Genomic DNA, 17,433 nt, shown 5'->3' with positions numbered 1-17,433 from the left:
GGTGCTCAGGCAACGCCGCGCCGCCGGTCGCGGCGGTACAGTGCATAGCCCAGCGGCCACATCACGCCCACCATCAACCGCGCCCACGGGTTTGTCAGGCGGTAGGCCTGCAACGCCGTCGGCACGCCCGAGTGCTTCAGGTGCAGCCGGAAGCGCGTGTAGCGCGCGGCGGCCATGATGAATTCGCGTGGCCGGAAGCGGAAGAATTCCAGGTGGTGCTGCAGCATGTCCCAGGCCAGCAGGTACAGGCCCTGGGCGTTGTTGTGCACCGAGACCGCCCCCTGGCTGAGCCCGCCCGGGGTGTCGTGGTAAGTGCGCACGACCTGGTTGATGAAGCGGCTGAGATAGCCGGCCCGCGCGATCGCCCACCACACCAGGCTCTCGGGCACGAACCCGGCCACGTCTTCGGGGAACGGAAACTTGCGCAGGATGTCGGTGCGCATACAGCCGAACTTCTCACCCTTGATGCGATAGCGGAAATACACGTCGACCGCAGTGCTGTCGAACACGTCCTGCGGATAGCGGTCGCCGACGATGCTGCCGTCCGGCCGCGCGCACAGGCCGGTGATGGCCACGTACGAATCGCGCCGCGCCGGCGGAATGGCGTCCCAGGCGGCCTTGAACGTGGCCAGCGCCTCGGGAGGCATTTCATCGTCGCTGTCCAGCGCCACGACCAGTTCCCCGCGCGCCTCGCGAACGCCGCGATTGAAGGCGGTTTTCTTGTGCTGGTTGTTCTGCCAGACATAACGGATGGGGAAGGCGGCGCGCTGCTGCCAGTCGAGCACGGCTTCGTGGGTGTTGTCGGTGGAACCGTCGTCCACGATCACCCACTCGAAATCCCGGTAGGTCTGGCGGGAAAGCGATTCATACACCCGATGCAGCGTGCCCGCCCGGTTGTAAGTGGGGGTGAGGACGGTGAAGAACGTCGGCGTAGCGGTCATGCGAACTGTGCCCCTTTGCGATTTCCGGCAAACCGCTGCGGTCTTGGTCTGTGTGTTGTTTTCGCCTGAAGTTTAGGGGATATGCCTGTGCCAACTGATGCCATGGCATGCAAATTTGCAATCAAATCTGACAATGTGCGGATTTCCAGACGCTTCCTAGCTTCCGCTCCTGCCGTTGGGCACCTGGCCGGAGTGGCGTAAACTCGGGCGGCCCACACCGGAACGCCTATGGAAGCTTCGACCGTCCAGCTCAATGACATCGCCTTGTTCGTAGAGGTTGCCAAGCGCAAGAGCTTCAGCCTGGCCGCCCGGGCCCTGAACATGCCCACATCGACGTTGTCACGCCGTATCAACGAGCTGGAACGGGCGATCGGGCTGCGCCTGATCAACCGCAATACCCGCCGACTGGACCTGACCGAGGCGGGCGCGGCCTACATGAGCCGCTGCCAGGGCCTGATCGACGAGGCGCGCCTGGCGCACGAGCAATTGCAGGCGTTGTCGGGCGGCCCGTCCGGCAATCTGCGGGTGTCGATGCCCTATAGCCTGGCGATCTGGCTGCTGCCGGAGACGATCAAGGATTTCACCGACCGCTATCCGGAGGTGGAGTGCGAGTTCGACCTGAGCATGATGACGGCATCGGACGCGCAGGGTACGCCGTTCGACATCGTGCTGCGCTTCGGGCGCGACGGCGACTATCCTTCGGCCGCCGCGGACAACGGCAATGGCGTCGCGCCGGCGCCGCGCAGCGATGGCGCGGTGGTGCAGGAGCTGGTGTCGCTGGACAATTACCTGTATGCATCGGACCGCTATCTGGAGCGCTTTGGCGAGCCCAAAACGCCGAGCGACCTGATGCAGCACCAGTGCCTGCGCACCACCATCGACGACGCCCATTCCTATTGGACGCTGCACAACGGCAAGGTGACCGAGCAGGTGCCGGTGAGCGGCCATCTGGCCGCGAACAACATGAGCATCGCGGGGACTTTCGCGGGGCTGGATCTGGCGATCACGCGCATGCCGCACTGCCAGGCGCTGGATCCGATCATCAAGCGCAATTCGCTGCGGCGGGTGTTGCCCGGGTGGTCGGTGGATCCCATTTCGATCTACGTGGTGTATCCGTCGAGTATTCAGCCGGCCAAGACGCGGGCGTTCATGGATTTCATTCGGCCTAAGTTGGGGCCGGCTGAATAGTCTTTATTTTTGGGCGATGCGGGGTTCTTGAGCCGCGCGTGGCGGGATCGGCGGGGGATGGCGGGGCTACGATTGCGGTCCGGAGCCTTCGCTCCGGACTACCCCTTCCTCATCTTCGTCCAGGCCTTCGGCCTTCCCTTCAGATTCCGTCGGGCGCATCTACACGCCCCGCCATCCCCCGCCGATCCCGCCACGCGCTCACGATGAGACTTAGCGTCGGGCGTTGGGGCGGTCGGCTTGCTTGACGTGCAGGTGACTATCAGGAGTGGAGCGGAGGATCTTGCGGGGCCCGCCTCAAACCGGCCGCGCGGGCGGCCTTTTGAGGCTTACGCGGTGTCTGGCGTCGGGGTGATGGCGCTCTCGCCTGTGCGAAGGGACCAACTAGCTGCCTTGTCGATGCATGTCCTGCACACGAATCCGGCCGAAAGGCGACCTACCGAGCCAAAATGCGTCCCCATTTTTTAGACGCTCTCGGGTCTCCAGACAAGCCCCCAAAATTGGCACCCTCGCCACTTTCAGGCTAGAATGCCGAGTTACCCAATTTCCCCGCCAGCCCGATTTCCGGTTGTGCGGTCGGATCGAAGACGCCGGCAAGCCAAGCTTGAAGGCGGATTTCGATCCGCTAATTCGATTTCCGCAAATTCAACAGGAGAATCAACATGGCTGAACGCAAACGCGTGCGTCGCAACACCCTGGAACGCCGTTGCCTGGGCAAGGCCTTCAAGCGCTTGTTCGTCAAGTCGCCCAAGGGTGTGTTCAAGATGCTGGAAAAGATCAAGCGCGTCTAAATGACACGCGGGCCGCGCCAGGTTCCTGGCGTGCCGCCTGATCGAAAAAATCCCCGCTGGTGCGAACCGGCGGGGATTTTTGTTTGGGCCGGCGGTTGGGGCCGGCTGTCGGGACGCCCCCTGCCTCAGGTCCGCAGCTTGGCCAGCACCTGCTCCGCCCGCGGCAGGGGGTCGACGGCGCCGTAGCCCAGCGTCGACAGCGCCGCCGCCACGTTGGCGTAGCGCACCGCGTCGGCCCAGCCGTCGCCCTGGCAGCGGCGCGCCAGCAGGCTGCCGGCGAAGCAGTCGCCGGCGCCGGTGGCGTCCACCGCATCCACGCGCAATGCCGCGACCGGCGTGCGGGTCTTGCCGTCGTCGATGATGGAGCCGTCCTTGCCCAGTTTCAGCACCACCACGCCGGTCGCGCCGGCGTCGCGGATCCAGTCGAGGGTGCGCTCGGGGTCGTCGTTGCCGGTCAGGTGCTGCATGTCGTCCATGCTCGGCAGGAACAGGTCTGCGTGGCGCAGCGCCTCGCGCAGTACGGCGCGGGCCCGGTCCAGCGGCCACAGGCGCAGCCGCAGGTTCGAATCCAGGCTGACCTGCACGCCGGCGGCGCGGGCGCGGGCGATGGCGGCGAAGACCGTGTCGCAGGCGCTGGTGCTGATCGCCAGGCTGATGCCGGAGACGTGCAGGAAGCGGGCGCGTTCGATCAGGCCGCCGTCGAGGCTGGCGGGAGTCATGAGGCTGGCGGCCGAGCCACGTCGCAGGTAGCTGAAGGCGTGGCCGTCGGGGCCGTGCTGCACGAAGTACAGGCCGGTGTGCGCATTGGCGTCGACCTCGACGCCCGAGGTGTCCACGCCCTCGTCGCGCCACAGCGCCAGGAACTGCGCGCCGAAGGCGTCGTCGCCCACGCGGGTCAGGTAGGCGCAGCGCGCGCCCTGGCGGGCCGCGGCGATGACGGCGTTGGAGGTGTCGCCGCCGAAGCCTTGCAGGTATTGGCGCTGGTCCTGGCTGGTCTGGTTCAGTTCGACCAGCGGCTCGCCCAGCGCGACGATGTCGAAATCAGCCATGGGCGGCCTCGCGGGTGCGGGTGATCTGGGCCACCAGCGCGGCGGTGTCGCGCGCGGCGAAGGCGGCCTTGTCGTAAAGGTTGCTGCCGATGCCGACCAGGCCGGCGCCAGCGGCGAAATAGGAAGCCATGTTCTCGGCGGTGACGCCGCCGGTGGGGCAGAACACGGTGTCCGGGTAGACCGACTTCAACGCCGCCAGGTGCTTGGGGCCGCCCGTGTCGGCGGGGAACACCTTGACCACGTCGACGCCGGCGCGGCGCGCGGCCAGCACTTCGGTGGGCGTGAAGGCGCCCAACAGGCACAGGGCGTCGGCGGCGTGCGCCAGGTCGACGATCTCGCTGGCCAGGGCCGGCGACACCAGGAAATCGGCGCCGGCCACCAGCGCCTCGCGCGCCTGGGTTTCATCCAGCACCGTGCCCACCCCCAGCAGCAGCGCGGGGCCATGCTTGTCGCGCAGCGCGCGCACCAGATCGGTCACGCCGGGAATGGTCCAGGTCAGTTCGAGGGTGGTGCAGCCGGCGGCCACGGCCACCTCGGCGGCATAGGCCGCGGTGGCGGCGTCCTGGTAGCGCAGCACAGGCACCACCCGCGCGGCGAGCAAGGCGTCGAGTTTCGAGGCAAGGGGAGCAGCGGTCATGGCATTCCTTTCGGGGCGGATCGTTCAGGCGCCGCCGCACGGCAGCACGGCAAGTTTGGCCGTGGCCGCATCACGCAGCCGCAGCAGGGGTTCGATATAGGCGGACTGCGGATCGTCGCGGCGCCGGAACAGCAAGGTGCTGATGCTGACGCAGGCCACCGGGTGGCCCGCGGCATCGCGCAGCGCCACGCCATAGCAGACGATGCCGGGCTCGTTTTCCTCGTTGTCCATGGCGTAGCCGCGCGCCGCCGTTTCGGCCAGCGCCGCGCGCAATGCGGGCAGGCTCGCCAGCGTGCCGGGCATGCGCGATTCCAAGGGCAGATCGCGCAGCAGGGGTTCGCGCGCGGCGTCGCCCAGCGCCGCCAGATAGGCCTTGCCCACCGCGCTGGAATGCAGCGCCACCGCCGCGCCCACGCGCGAGGCCATGCGCACCGGGCCGGGGCTTTCGAGCTTGTCGATATAGACCATTTCCGTGCCGGCCGGCACCGCCAGGTGCACGGTTTCGCCGGTGGCGTCGCGCAGCGCCCGCAGGTCGGCCGCCAGCGTGGCGCGCAGGTCGAACTGCGACCAGGCGCGGCTGGCCAGCGACAGCAGGCGGGGGCCGAGGCGGTAAACGCCGTCGGTCTCGGCCACCATGCCCTGCTCGGCCAGCGCCGCCACGATGCGGTAGACCGTGGGCCGCGGATAACCGCAGCCGCGCGCCAGCGCCGCCGCCGTGGGCGGACTGTGCGCGTCCGCCACCGCCTGCAGCACCGTCATGAATTTGGCGAACGCCGCGGCGCCCGCCACCTTGGATTCCGACACCACCACCCCCATCTCGGGAAGATGCTCAGCGTTAACAATGCCCGCGCAGAATGCGGGCCGCTCGAAGCAAATCGCGCCAATTTCAGACGAATCTGCGATACTGTTTATTTGTACAGCAGCGGAGCGCATGATTGCCCACAATGTGGACACATGCCTCACGATATAGGCAATTATTCCACATCGCCGCGCCCGGAACCAGCCACAGGCCGCCGTCCGGGATCGCCTCCTCCCTCAGGCTACGATACCGTCCATGAGCTCCCAAATTCGCATCGTTGGCGCCCGCCAGAACAATCTCAAGAACCTGGACCTGACCATCGCCACCGGCGAACTGGTGGTCGTGACCGGCGTGTCGGGGTCCGGCAAAAGTTCGCTGGCCTTCGACACCCTCTACGCCGAGGGCCAGCGCCGCTACGTGGAAACCTTCTCGCCCTATGCGCGCCAGTTCCTGGACCGCATGGACAAGCCGCAGGTGGATCGCATCGAAGGCATCCTGCCTGCCATCGCCATCGACCAGACCAACCCGGTGCGCAGTTCGCGCAGCACGGTCGGCACGATGACCGAGCTCAATGACCACATCAAGCTGCTGTTCGCGCGCGGCGCGCGCCTGCACTGCCGCGGCTGTGGCAAGGTGGTGCAGCGTGACACGCCGGAATCGATCCACCGCTCGCTGGCCGAACGCTCGGCCGCGGCCGGCGATCCGCGGCTGGTGGTGACCTTCCCCATCGCCGTGCCGGCCAACTTCACCGAAGACGAAGTGCGCGGCTTCCTCGAACAGCAGGGCTATACCCGCGTGCACGCCGAGGAAACCGCCGTGCCGAACGCCACCGCGCCGGCCAAGGGCGCCAAGAAGGAAAAGGGCAAGGCCAAGGCCGCCACCGAGGAACGCCGCATCCTGCACGTCATCCAGGATCGCTTCCGCTTCGCCGGCACCGAACGCGAACGCGTGATGGAAGCGCTGGATACGGCATTGCGCATGGGCGCCGGCCACCTGGCCGTGTACGTCATGGACGCCGAGGGCGCCGACGCGCACATCTGGAAGTACAGCGACCGCCTGCACTGCGCCGACTGCAACATCGAATACACCGACCCGCTGCCCAGCAGCTTCTCGTTCAACTCGCCGCTGGGCGCCTGCGAGGCCTGCCGCGGCTTCGGCCGCGTGATCGGCATCGACTTCGGCCTGGTCATCCCCGACGAGAACAAGACCCTGCTGGAAGGCGCCATCAAGCCCTGGACCACGCCCTCGTACAAGGAATGCCAGGACGATCTGCAGAAGTACGCGCCGCGCGCCGGCATCCCGCTGGGCGTGCCGTGGAAGAGCATGAGCGAGGAGCACAAGCGCTGGGTGCTGTACGGCACGCCCGACTGGAAGGGCGGCAATGACGCCTGGAAGCACCAGTGGTACGGCGTGCAGCGTTTCTTCGATTGGCTCGAGACCAAGTCGTACAAGATGCACGTGCGCGTGCTGCTGTCCAAGTACCGCAGCTACACCCCCTGCCCCACCTGCAACGGCGCGCGCCTCAAGCCCGATGCGCTGCTGTGGCGCCTGGGCACCAAGGCCGAGGCCGACAGCGTGCTGCCGCCGGAAGACGGCCGCTACAAGCGCTTCATGCCGGTCGGCGCCAACTGGAGCCGCGAGCAGCTCGACAACCTGGACGGCCTGTCGATCCATGACGTGATGCTGCTGCCCATCGAACGGGTGCGCGCGTTCTTCGACAAGCTGTCGTTCGAAGGCGCGCTGGACGCCGCCACCGACCTGCTCATGACGGAGGTGCGCGCGCGCCTGAAATTCCTGTGCGACGTCGGCCTGGGCTACCTGACGCTGGACCGCCAGAGCCGCACGCTGTCCGGCGGCGAAGTGCAGCGCATCAATCTGACCACGGCGCTCGGCACCTCGCTGGTGAACACGCTGTTCGTGCTGGACGAGCCGTCCATCGGCCTGCACCCGCGCGACATGCACCGCGTGGTCGAGGTCATGCACCGGCTGCGCAACGCCGGCAATACGCTGGTGGTGGTGGAGCACGACCCGCAGGTCATGGTGGCCGCCGACCGCATCATCGACATCGGCCCCGGCCCCGGCGAACGCGGCGGGCAGATCGTGTTCGACGGCACGCCGGCGCAGTTGCGCGCGGCCCGCACGCTGACCGGGGACTATCTCGGCGGACGCCAGCGCGTCGAAGCGCCGCGCCCCATGCCGGTGGCGGCCAACACGCCGCGCCTGCTGCTCGAAGGCGTCAGCGCGCACAACCTGAAGAATGTCTCGGTCGAGCTGCCGCTGGGCCGGCTGGTGTGCGTGACCGGCGTGTCCGGCTCGGGCAAGTCGACGCTGGTGCAGGATGTGCTGTTCCCCGCCCTGCTCAAGCAGAAGGGCAAGCCGTCGGAAGCGCCGGGCGCCTTCGAGCGCCTGCTGGGCGCCGAGCAGATCGCCGACGTCGTCATGGTCGACCAGACCCCGATCGGCAAGACCGCGCGTTCCAACCCGGCCAGTTACGTGGGCGCGTTCGACGCGATCCGCAAGCTGTTCGCGCAGGCGCCGCTGGCGCGGGAACGCGCCTACACCGCCGGCACCTTCAGCTTCAACGGCGGCGACGGCCGCTGCCCAACCTGCGGCGGCACCGGCTTCGAACACGTCGAGATGCAGTTCCTGTCCGACGTCTACCTGCGCTGCCCCGATTGCGACGGCAAGCGCTTCCGCCCCGAAGTGCTGGAAGTGCGCGTCGAGCACCTGGGCAAGAGCGCCTCGATCGACGAGGTGCTGGAAATGACCGTGAGCGAGGCGCTGGAGTTCTTCAAGGGCCTGCGCGACGTGCAGACGGGCCTGGCGCCGCTGGCCGACGTCGGCCTGGAATACGTGCGGCTGGGCCAGCCGGTGCCGACCCTGTCGGGCGGCGAGGCGCAGCGCCTGAAGCTGGCCGGTCACCTGGCCGAAGCGGCGCGCAGCGGCATCTCCACCGCCAAAGTCGCCAAGAAGGGCAGCCTGTTCCTGTTCGACGAACCCACCACCGGCCTGCACTTCGATGACGTCGCGCGCCTGATGCGCGCCTTCCGCAAGCTGCTGGCCGCGGGCCACACGCTGCTGGTCATCGAGCACAACCTGGACGTGATCCGCGCGGCCGACTGGCTGATCGACCTGGGCCCCGAAGGCGGCGACGCCGGCGGCCTGGTGATCGGCGTCGGCACGCCGCAGGACCTGATGGCCAACCCCGCCTCGCACACCGGCGCGGCGCTGCGCGACTACGAGGTCAGCATCCTGCCGGCCGACGTGGTGGTCAGCAGCGACATCGACGCGCAGGAAGCCGAGCAGGCCGGCCTGACGGCCCGCATCGCCGAGCCCACTGCCGCCTATGGCGCCGGCGAAGGCACGCCGCTGCAATCCGTCATGCGCAAGCGCCGCCAGGACAACATGGCGATCGAGATCCGCAACGCGCGCGAACACAACCTGAAGAACGTCAGCGTCGAGATCCCGCGCGACAAGTTCACGGTGATCACCGGCGTGTCCGGCTCGGGCAAGTCGACCCTGGCCTTCGACATCCTGTTCAACGAAGGCCAGCGCCGCTATCTCGAATCGCTCAACGCCTACGCCCGCGCCATCGTGCAGCCTGCCGGCAAGCCGGATGTGGACGCCATTTTCGGCATCCCGCCCACCGTGGCCATCGAGCAGCGCACCAGCCGCGGCGGCCGCAAGTCGACCGTGGCCACGATGACCGAGATCCACCACTTCCTGCGGCTGCTGTACGTGAAGCTGGGCACGCAGTACTGCCCGGACTGCAACGTCGCGGTCGAACCGCAGAACACCGACCAGATCGTGGCGCGCCTGCTACGCGAGCGCAAGGGCGAGCACATCGGCCTGCTGGCGCCGCTGGTCACCGCGCGCAAGGGCTACTACACCGACCTGGCCAAGTGGGCCGGCTCCAAGGGCCACACGCACCTGCGGGTCGACGGCGAATTCATCCCGGTGGCGCCGTGGCCGCGCCTGGACCGCTACAAGGAACACACCATCGAACTGCCCGTGGCCGACGTGGTGGTCGACCCGGCCAACGAGGCCGACCTGCGCGCCGCGGTCAAGAGCGCGCTGGAAAACGGCCAGGGCGTGATGTCGGTGGTGTGGCCGGTGGACAAGCTGCACGAGGCGCTGAACAGCGAACTGCAGCAGCAGCACTTCTCGGTCAAGCGCGCCTGCCCCTCGTGCGGCACCAGCTTCCCCGAGCCCGATCCGCGCCTGTTCTCGTACAACTCCAAGCATGGCTGGTGCACCGGCTGCTTCGGCACCGGCCTGCAACTACAGGGCTTCGACGAAGAACAGACCGGCGAGGAAACCGCCTGGAACGCCTGGTACGAGGGCGAGGCCAAGGTCTGCACACAGTGCGACGGCCAGCGCCTGAACCGCGTCGCGCGCGCCGTGCGCTGGCGCGACAAGTCGATCGCCGAGCTGGCCTCGCTGCCGGTGTCGGACGCGCATACTTTCTTCACCGGACTGGTGGCGCGCGGCCGCGAAGGCGAGATCGCCCGCGACATCCTCACCGAGATCCGCGGCCGCCTGAACTTCATGCAGGAAGTCGGCCTGAACTACCTGGCGCTGGACCGCGCCGCCCCCACCCTGTCGGGCGGCGAGGCGCAGCGCATCCGCCTGGCGGCGCAGCTGGGCTCGAACCTGCAAGGCGTCTGCTACGTGCTGGACGAGCCCACCATCGGCCTGCACCCGCGCGACAACCGCATCCTGCTGGACGCGCTGGCGCGCCTGGAAGGCAACGGCAACACGCTGGTGGTGGTCGAGCATGACGACGACACCATCCGCCGCGCCTCACACATCATCGACATCGGCCCCGGCGCCGGCATCCGCGGCGGCCGCGTGGTGGCGCAGGGCAGCGCGCAGGACCTGATCGACGCGCCCGAATCCGTCACCGGCCGCTACCTGGCCAAGCCGCTGCAGCACCCGCTGCAAGGCCGCCGTCCGGTCGAGGCCGACACGCCCATGATCGAGATCAAGGGCGCGCGCCTGCACAACCTGCGCAGCGTCGACGCCAAGATCCCGGTCGGCCGCCTGAGCGTGGTCACGGGCGTGTCCGGTTCCGGCAAATCGACGCTGGCGCGCGAAGTGCTGCTGGACAACCTGATGCAGGCCGTCTCGCAGGGCAAGGCGCCCGGCTGGGCCGGCTGCGAAAGCATCAAGGGCTGGGAAGCGATCGACCGCGTGCTGGAAGTGGACCAGACCCCGATCGGCAAGACGCCGCGTTCGTGCCCGGCGACCTACGTCGGCTTCTGGGACGACGTGCGCAAGCAGTTCGCCGACACGCGCGAAGCGCGCATGCGCGGCTGGACCTCGGCGCGCTTCTCGTTCAACACCGGCGACGGCCGCTGCCCGATCTGCGAAGGCCAGGGCATGCGCACCATCGAAATGAACTTCCTGCCCGACGTGAAGGTGCCGTGCGACGCTTGCAACGGCGCGCGTTTCAACAGCGACACGCTGAGCGTGCAGATGCGCGGCAAGAACGCCGGCGAGCTGCTGGCCATGGAAGTCGATGACGCCATCGAATACTTCGCCGCCCATCCCAAGATCCATCGCCCGCTGCAACTGATGCAGGACGTCGGCCTGGGCTACCTGACGCTGGGCCAGCCGTCGCCGACGCTATCCGGCGGCGAGGCGCAGCGCATCAAGCTCGTGACCGAGCTGTCCAAGGCGCGCCTGACCGACGGCCTGATCAAGACCGGCCGCGCCTCGCGCATCCCGCACACGCTGTACGTGCTGGACGAGCCGACCGTGGGCCTGTCGATGGCCGACGTGGAAAAGCTGATCCACGTGCTGCACCGCCTGGTGGAAGCCGGCAATACGGTGGTGGTGATCGAGCATAATCTCGACGTCATCGCCGAAGCCGACTGGCTGCTGGACCTGGGTCCCGAGGGCGGCACCGGCGGCGGCAAGCTGGTGGCGCAGGGGTCGCCGGAACACGTCATGACCTTGCGCGACCACTCCCACACGGGCCGGGTGCTGACGGAGTTTCTGGCCCAACAATAAAGAGCGTCATGCATTGTCGTTTTGAAGACCGGCTGGCCGGCCGCGCCCTGCGGCTGGACGGCTTCCTGGCCCGTATCGAGGCGCGCGCGGCGGCCGAGGTCGGCCCCGCGCTGGCCGCCATCGACGCGGCGCGCCAGCGCGGACACTGGGTCGCCCTGCTGCTGGACTACGAACTGGGCGAATGGCTGCTGCCGGAAGCCACCCTGCCCGCGCCCGCCGGGCCCTGGACGCCGCCGCGCGACGACGGCCGGGCGCGCCTGACGGCCCTGGTATTCGAACGCAAGATCGACGAAGCCCCGTGGGACGCGCCAGCGGCCGACAGCGCGCCGGGCGCCCTCAGCATCCCCGCGCCGCGCATGACCGAGGCCGGCTACGTGCGCCAGATCGACGCCATCCGCGAACTGATCGGCGCCGGCGAGCTGTACCAGGTCAACTACACCCAGCCGCTCGACGTGCAGTACCAGGGCGACGCGGCCACGCTGTATCGCCGCATCGCCGCCCGCAATCCGGTAGCGCACGGCGCCTATATCGAGGACGGCGCGCGCACGGTGCTGTCGTTCTCGCCCGAACTGTTCGTGGCCCGTCGCGGCGCGCAACTGACCACCCGGCCGATGAAGGGCACGGCGCCGCGCCACCCCGACCCGGCCGAGGACCAGCGCCTGGGCCAGGCGCTGCTGGCCAGCGACAAGAACCGCGCCGAGAACCTGATGATCGTGGACCTGCTGCGCAACGACCTGGGCCGGCTGGCCGAGCCCGGCTCGGTCAAGGTCGAGGCGCTGTTCTCGCTGGAACGCTATCCCACCGTCTGGACCATGACCTCGACCGTGTCGGCGCAGGCGCCGCGCGCCACGCTCGAGGACGTGCTGCGCGCGCTGTTCCCGTGCGGCTCCATCACTGGCGCGCCCAAGGTCGCCGCCATGCGCCGCATCCGGCAAATGGAGGCCGCGCCGCGCGGTCTGTATTGCGGGAGCATCGGCTGGCTGGCGCCGGACGGCGACTTCTCGCTCAACGTGGCGATCCGCACGCTGGTGCTGGATGCGGCCGGCCATGGCGTTTACAGCGTCGGCGGCGGCATCGTGCACGACTCCGATCCGGCCGAGGAATGGCAGGAATGCCACTGGAAGGCCCGCATCCTGCGCGCCTGAGTGCGCAATCCGTGGCCGCGGGGTAGGATAGACCCCGGCCCCGCCCTCCTTCGCCCGCCGTTTACCAGGAGCCCGCATGCAACCCGAACTGATCGAGACCATCCTGGTCGACGCCGAGCGCCGCGTGCCGCTGCTGGCGCGCCACCTGCACCGCCTGGAGCATTCCTGCAAGGCGCTGGGCTACACCTGGGGCGGCAACGCGGTGCAAAGCGACATCATGATCGCCGCGCTCAGCCTGAACACCCCCGGCGCGCACCGCCTGCGCCTGTTGGTGGCGCGCGACGGCAGCCGCCACATCCAGACCGCCGTGCTGCCGCCCCTGCCAGCGGCGCAGGAAATCATGCTGGCGCCCGAGGCGCTGCGCTCCTCCGAACCGCTGCTGCGCTACAAGACCACCTACCGGCCCTGGTACACCAAGACCATCGAATGGCTGCCGGCCCATCCGCACATCTTCGACCTGGTCTACCTGAACGAACGCGGCGAGCTGTGCGAAGGCAGCCGCAGCAACGTCTACCTGCGCCTGGATGGCGACTGGTACACGCCGCCGGTCGACAGCGGCTGCCTGCCCGGCGTGCAGCGCGCCGAACTGCTCGATACCGGCAACGTCAGCGAACGCGTGCTGACCCTGGCCGACCTGCACGCGGCCGACGAAATCCGGCTGTCCAACGCCCTGCGCGGCTGGTTCAAGGTCACGCTGCGCGAGACCTGAATCCCGCCGCGCCGGGCGGTGAGTACGCGGTCCCCTAATCCGCGAACTGCTCCACCACCACCTGCCGCAACCACTGGTTGGCCGGCTCGCGGTGGTTGCGGGCGTGCCAGAACACGTTGATGACGGACTCGGGGATCTTCACCGGACAGGGCGCGGTGGCCAGGCCGAAGGGCTTGCAGGCGCAATCGGCGAAGCGCCGCGGCACCACCGCGATCATGTCGGTGGCCTGCAGCACCGGCCCCACCGCCATGAAATGCGGCACCGTCAGGCGCAGGCGCCGGCGGATGCCGGCCTGCTCGATCACCTGGTCCACCACCCCGTGGCCGGTGCCCTCCGACACGATGGCGACATGCTCGGCGGCGCGGAACTGCCGCGCCGACACGCCGGTGCGCGCCAGCGGATGATCCTCGCGAAAGATGCACACATAGGGCTGGCGGAACAGCCGGCGCTGGAAGAAACCGTGCTTCAGGCCCGGCAGGAAACCCATCGCCAGGTCGATGCGGCCGCGCTCCATCTCGTCCTTCACGTCGATCGAGGTGGTGCGCACCGTGCGGATGGTGACGCCGGGCGCGGCATCGTCCAGCGCCCGCATCAGGCGCGGCAGGAAGTAGGTCTCGCCGACGTCGTTGACGCCGATGACGAAGGCGCGCTCGCTGCGCGCCGGATCGAAGCTGGCGCGCGCATTGAGCGTGCCGTGCAGCGCCGCCAGCGCGTCGGCGATCGGCTGCGCCAGCGCCTCGGCATAGGGCGTGGGCACCATGCCGCGCGAGGTGCGCAGAAACAGCTCGTCGCCCAGCAGTTTGCGCAACCGCCCCAGCGCGTTGCTGACCCCCGGCTGCGAGATGCCCAGGTTCTGCGCCACCGCCGACACCCGGCCGTGCTTGCACAGCTCGTTGAACACGACCAGCAGGTTCAAGTCCATGTCTTGCAGGTTCATGCTTGTCTCCACCAATATTTATTTTGGTGATTGTTGTCATCATCCAGATTCTATTTATTTATTTCACACCCTGGCCGATGATGCAACAAACGCCCGCGCCGATGTCGCGCAGGCTCCGATGGATGAAGGAGACAACCATGCGCCACCCCCCCGTCACGCCCTGTAGGCGCGGCCGCCTCGCCGGAGGCCGCCGATGAACACTCCCCTGGATAGCGCGCCGGACGCGATCGCCGGCGCCGCCGCCAACTCTGCCTGCCCCGCCAGCGCCGCCCGCGAACAGCCGCTGTCGTTCGTGCCGCCCTGGCAGGGCGACGGCAGCCACCGCATTCCCTTCGGCGTCTACACCGACGCCGCCCTGCACCAGCGCGAGCTGGAGCGTTTCTTCTACCGCGGCCACTGGAGCTACGTCGGCCTGGAAGCGGAAATCCCCAATCCCGGCGACTTCAAGCGCACCGCCGTGGGCGAGCGTTCCGTCATCCTGCTGCGCGACAACGACGGCCAGGTGCGCGTGGTGGAGAACGTCTGCGCCCATCGCGGCGTGCAGTTCTGCCGCGAACGTTCCGGCAACCGCAGCGAGTTCGTCTGCCCCTACCACCAGTGGAACTACGACCTGCAGGGCGATCTGATCGGCGTGCCGTTCCGCCGCGGCGTCAAGCAGGACGGCCGCGTCAATGGCGGCATGCCGCCCGATTTCAAGCCGGAAGATCACGGCCTGACCAAGCTGGCCGTGGCCTGCCGCAACGGCGTGGTGTTCGCCTCGTTCGATCACGACGTCGAGCCGCTGGAGGACTACCTGGGCCCGGACATCCTGCACTACTTCGACCGCGTCTTCGACGGCCGCCAACTGGTCATCCACGGCTACAGCCGCCAGCGCATCCCGGGCAACTGGAAGCTGATGCAGGAGAACATCAAGGACCCGTACCACCCCGGCCTGCTGCACACCTGGTTCGTCACCTTCGGCCTGTGGCGCGCCGACAACCGCTCGGAACTGAAGATGGACCGCCATTTCCGCCACGCGGCCATGATCTCGACCCGCGGCCAGGGCGGCAAGGGCAGCGTCACCAGCGGCGTGTCCAGCTTCAAGGAACAGATGACGCTGAACGATGACCGCTTCCTGGACATCGTGCCGGAACCCTGGTGGAACGGCCCCACCGCCGTGCTGATGACGCTGTTCCCCAGCGTCATCATCCAGCAGCAGGTCAACTCGCTGTCCACGCGCCACATCCAGCCGGTCGGCCACGACGCCTTCGACTTCGTCTGGACCCACTTCGGCTTCGCCGACGACACCCCCGAGATGACGCAGCGCCGCCTGCGCCAGGCCAACCTGTTCGGCCCGGCCGGCTTCGTCTCGGCGGATGACGGCGAGGTCATCGAGTTCTCGCAATCGGGCTTCGCGCAGAAGCCCTGGCACCGCAGCGTGGCCGAACTGGGCGGCAAGACCGCCGAGAACACCGACCACATGGTGACCGAAACCCTGATCCGCGGGATGTACGCCTACTGGCGCCGCGTGATGGAAGCGGAGGCGTGAACATGCTGGACTTTCCCCTCTACTACCAGCTGACCCGGCTGTACGCCGACTACGCCGCCGCGCTCGACGCCGAACAGTGGGAGCAATGGCCCGACTTCTTCCTGGAGGACTGCGTCTACAAGGTGCTGCCGCGCGAGAACCACGAGCGCGGCTACCCGCTGGCGACCATGTCGTTCGAGAGCCGCGGCATGCTCAAGGACCGCATCTACGGCGCCACCGACACCATCTTCCACGATCCCTACTACCAGCGCCACGTGGTCGGCGCGCCGCGCGTGCTGTCGGTGCAGGGCGACCGCATCGAATCGGAAGCCAACTACGCGGTGTTCCGCACCAAGCCGAACCAGCTGACCACGGTCTACAACGTCGGCCGCTACCTGGACGTGATCCGGCAGACGCCCGACGGGCTGAAGTTCGAGTCGCGCCTGTGCATCTTCGACAGCGAGCTGATCCCGAATTCGCTGATCTACCCCATCTGACGAGGACACCAAGACATGAGTACGAACTGGATCAAGGCCATCGCGCTGGCCGACGTGCCGGACGAAGACGTGATCGCCGTGCAGGCGGGCGGCCGCGAGATCGCGCTGTACGGCGTGGAAGGCAACGTCTACGCCACCGACAACCTCTGTACGCACGGCAATGCGCGCCTGTGCGACGGCTTCCTGATGGGCCACGAGATCGAGTGCCCGCTGCACCAGGGCCGCTTCGACGTGCGCGACGGCCGCGCGCTCTGTTCGCCGCTGCGCGACAACCTGGCGACCTATCCGGTCAGGATCGAGGACGGCGTGGTGTTCGTGGCGCTGTGACCCGGGCGCGGCGGCGTTCCGTGACGGGCCCGTCGCCGCCCAGCTAGCCTTGCAACGCCAGCCGCAAGGCCTCGTTGGCGGCCGCCATGCCCATGGCGGCGGTCACGGTGACCACCGAGCCATAGCCGGCGCAGGACAACCCCTGCGGCGCCACGGTCTGCGCCGAGGCGCCCATATCGTCCTCGGCTTCGGCCTGCCGCGTCCATTCATCGGGCAGGATGGCAGGCTGGTCGAACCACAGCGCGTGGATGCCCATTTTTGGAATGCGCTTAAGCGCCTTGCCATTCTTGTCCGATGCGCGCGGAAACCCGTGTTCGCGCCGCAGCTTGTTGCGCAGCTTGGACAGCAAGGCGTCATTGACCGCGGCCGACAGGTCGCCGGCGCGCAACGCCAGCGGATCGGTCTTGCCGCCGGCGCCGCCGCACAGCAGCATCGGAATCCCCAGCGCCCGCGCATGCAGGATCATGGCGATCTTGGCCGCGGCCTGGTCGGTGCAGTCGATGATGGCGCTGTAGGGGCCGGGCAGCACTTGCGCGACGTTTTCCGGAGAAACGAAATCGTCCACACGGGTCAGGCGACATTCGGGATTGATGGCCAGGACGCGTTCGGCCATGGCATCCACCTTGGATTGTCCCAGGGTCTGCGTCAGGGCGTGGATCTGCCGGTTGACGTTGGATTCGGCGATGTGGTCCAGGTCGATCAGCGTCAGGGCGCCGACGCCGCAGCGGGCCAGCGCTTCCACCGTCCACGAGCCTACGCCACCCAGGCCGGCGACGGCGATGTGGGCGTTCTGGAGGCGGGCGGGAGCGTCGGGGCCGTAGAGGCGGGACAGGCTGCCGAAGCGGCGGGCGATGTCGGCTTTTTCTTCTGGAGCGGTCATGGGGGGTATTTTAT

At 68.2% G+C, this 17,433-nt stretch carries 15 protein-coding genes; 9 read left to right on the top strand and 6 right to left on the bottom strand.

The genetic code is table 11. From position 1 onward, the window contains the following. Positions 1-5 precede the first annotated feature (5 nt). A complete protein-coding gene (locus tag AC6CR5_RS25430) occupies positions 6-941 on the bottom strand; it encodes a glycosyltransferase family 2 protein (RefSeq protein WP_006388945.1) in 936 nt (311 codons plus the stop codon). Between the two features lie 228 nt (positions 942-1,169). Between AC6CR5_RS25430 and AC6CR5_RS25425 the strand changes: the two genes are divergently transcribed. Together AC6CR5_RS25425 and AC6CR5_RS25420 are read left to right on the top strand one after the other, a co-directional pair. Continuing rightward, positions 1,170-2,129: a LysR family transcriptional regulator gene (locus tag AC6CR5_RS25425; protein WP_150101489.1), complete on the top strand. Its 960-nt coding sequence runs from the start codon at positions 1,170-1,172 to the stop codon at positions 2,127-2,129. Positions 2,130-2,788: 659 nt separating this feature from the next. Beyond that, positions 2,789-2,917, top strand: a complete 129-nt coding sequence (locus AC6CR5_RS25420) for a hypothetical protein (RefSeq protein WP_006226408.1) — start codon at positions 2,789-2,791, stop codon at positions 2,915-2,917. 125 nt (positions 2,918-3,042) lie between these two features. On the opposite strand, the gene AC6CR5_RS25415 is transcribed toward AC6CR5_RS25420, so the two are convergent. The 3 genes from AC6CR5_RS25415 to AC6CR5_RS25405 are packed head-to-tail and all read right to left on the bottom strand — an operon-like array spanning position 3,043 to position 5,419. Beyond that, positions 3,043-3,966: a sugar kinase gene (locus AC6CR5_RS25415; RefSeq protein ID WP_047992574.1), complete on the bottom strand. Its 924-nt coding sequence runs from the start codon at positions 3,964-3,966 to the stop codon at positions 3,043-3,045. Next, complete coding sequence (locus tag AC6CR5_RS25410; protein WP_047992575.1) at positions 3,959-4,603, bottom strand: bifunctional 4-hydroxy-2-oxoglutarate aldolase/2-dehydro-3-deoxy-phosphogluconate aldolase; 645 nt, start codon at positions 4,601-4,603, stop codon at positions 3,959-3,961. The genes AC6CR5_RS25415 and AC6CR5_RS25410 overlap by 8 nt, the downstream gene beginning before the upstream one ends. Before the next feature lie 24 nt (positions 4,604-4,627). Continuing rightward, on the bottom strand, positions 4,628-5,419 hold the full coding sequence (locus AC6CR5_RS25405; RefSeq protein WP_150101490.1) for an IclR family transcriptional regulator: 792 nt from the start codon (positions 5,417-5,419) through the stop codon (positions 4,628-4,630). A gap of 238 nt (positions 5,420-5,657) precedes the next feature. Here AC6CR5_RS25405 and uvrA point away from each other — a divergent pair, with 238 nt between their 5' ends. The 3 genes from uvrA (at position 5,658) to AC6CR5_RS25390 (ending at position 13,271) form a co-directional block, all read left to right on the top strand. Continuing rightward, positions 5,658-11,417: an excinuclease ABC subunit UvrA gene (uvrA, locus tag AC6CR5_RS25400; RefSeq protein ID WP_054448199.1), complete on the top strand. Its 5,760-nt coding sequence runs from the start codon at positions 5,658-5,660 to the stop codon at positions 11,415-11,417. 8 nt (positions 11,418-11,425) lie between these two features. Continuing rightward, on the top strand, positions 11,426-12,562 hold the full coding sequence (locus AC6CR5_RS25395) for an aminodeoxychorismate synthase component I (RefSeq protein ID WP_150101491.1): 1,137 nt from the start codon (positions 11,426-11,428) through the stop codon (positions 12,560-12,562). Between the two features lie 76 nt (positions 12,563-12,638). After that, positions 12,639-13,271 carry an aminotransferase class IV family protein gene (locus AC6CR5_RS25390; RefSeq protein ID WP_006388938.1) on the top strand — a complete coding sequence of 211 codons (633 nt, stop codon included), beginning with the start codon at positions 12,639-12,641 and terminating at the stop codon, positions 13,269-13,271. A 34-nt stretch (positions 13,272-13,305) separates the two neighbouring features. On the opposite strand, the gene AC6CR5_RS25385 is transcribed toward AC6CR5_RS25390, so the two are convergent. Then, positions 13,306-14,208, bottom strand: coding sequence for a LysR family transcriptional regulator (locus tag AC6CR5_RS25385; RefSeq protein ID WP_006388935.1), 903 nt, complete (start codon positions 14,206-14,208; stop codon positions 13,306-13,308). Between AC6CR5_RS25385 and AC6CR5_RS25380 the strand changes: the two genes are divergently transcribed. The 4 genes from AC6CR5_RS25380 to AC6CR5_RS25365 are packed head-to-tail and all read left to right on the top strand — an operon-like array spanning position 14,207 to position 16,539. Continuing rightward, positions 14,207-14,374 (top strand): hypothetical protein, encoded by a 168-nt coding sequence (locus AC6CR5_RS25380; protein ID WP_158070859.1) that lies wholly within the window; start codon positions 14,207-14,209, stop codon positions 14,372-14,374. The two genes, AC6CR5_RS25385 and AC6CR5_RS25380, sit on opposite strands and share 2 nt — an antisense overlap. 27 nt (positions 14,375-14,401) lie before the next feature. Then, complete coding sequence (locus AC6CR5_RS25375) at positions 14,402-15,736, top strand: aromatic ring-hydroxylating dioxygenase subunit alpha (protein ID WP_498085038.1); 1,335 nt, start codon at positions 14,402-14,404, stop codon at positions 15,734-15,736. A gap of 2 nt (positions 15,737-15,738) precedes the next feature. Further along, positions 15,739-16,212, top strand: coding sequence for an aromatic-ring-hydroxylating dioxygenase subunit beta (locus tag AC6CR5_RS25370; RefSeq protein ID WP_026382666.1), 474 nt, complete (start codon positions 15,739-15,741; stop codon positions 16,210-16,212). A gap of 15 nt (positions 16,213-16,227) precedes the next feature. Further along, on the top strand, positions 16,228-16,539 hold the full coding sequence (locus AC6CR5_RS25365; protein WP_054439491.1) for a non-heme iron oxygenase ferredoxin subunit: 312 nt from the start codon (positions 16,228-16,230) through the stop codon (positions 16,537-16,539). A gap of 43 nt (positions 16,540-16,582) precedes the next feature. On the opposite strand, the gene AC6CR5_RS25360 is transcribed toward AC6CR5_RS25365, so the two are convergent. Further along, complete coding sequence (locus tag AC6CR5_RS25360; protein WP_498085037.1) at positions 16,583-17,419, bottom strand: tRNA threonylcarbamoyladenosine dehydratase; 837 nt, start codon at positions 17,417-17,419, stop codon at positions 16,583-16,585. Positions 17,420-17,433 lie beyond the last annotated feature (14 nt).

The sequence above is a fragment of the Achromobacter sp. EG18 genome, from assembly GCF_059759395.1.
Note: the sequence above shows the minus strand (reverse complement) of the source record. Positions and strands in the feature narration are given on the sequence as shown.